The following is a 293-nucleotide window of genomic DNA, read 5'->3' as shown; positions in this document are numbered from 1 at the left end:
TCCAGGTCTTGCCGTTGTCGAGGGAGACCTGCACGGTCTCGCCACTGGCCAGGTTGGCCGCCAGCGTGCCGGAGAGATCCTGTGCCGCCGTCGCGGTGATGAAGTCGCTGCTGGAAGAGCCGGTGTCGGCCGAGAACTGGAGGGTGCTGATGGTATTGGTCGGTGTGGTGCTGTCCAGCACATAAGCCTGCGAGTAGACCGTGCCGGCATTGCCGGCAGTATCCACCACCCGGATCTTCAGGGTATCGCTGCCGCTCAGTGTCTGGCCGGCCAGGCTGAAGGTGTTCTGGCCG

1 protein-coding gene is annotated in these 293 nt (G+C 64.5%); it reads right to left on the bottom strand.

The annotated features are described in order from the left end of the window. Positions 1 to 293: hypothetical protein (locus ACZ9W6_RS17665; RefSeq protein ID WP_465192495.1), on the bottom strand; the 293-nt coding region annotated here is incomplete at both ends.

The organism is Vogesella lacus, from assembly GCF_979366295.1.
Note: the sequence above shows the minus strand (reverse complement) of the source record. Positions and strands in the feature narration are given on the sequence as shown.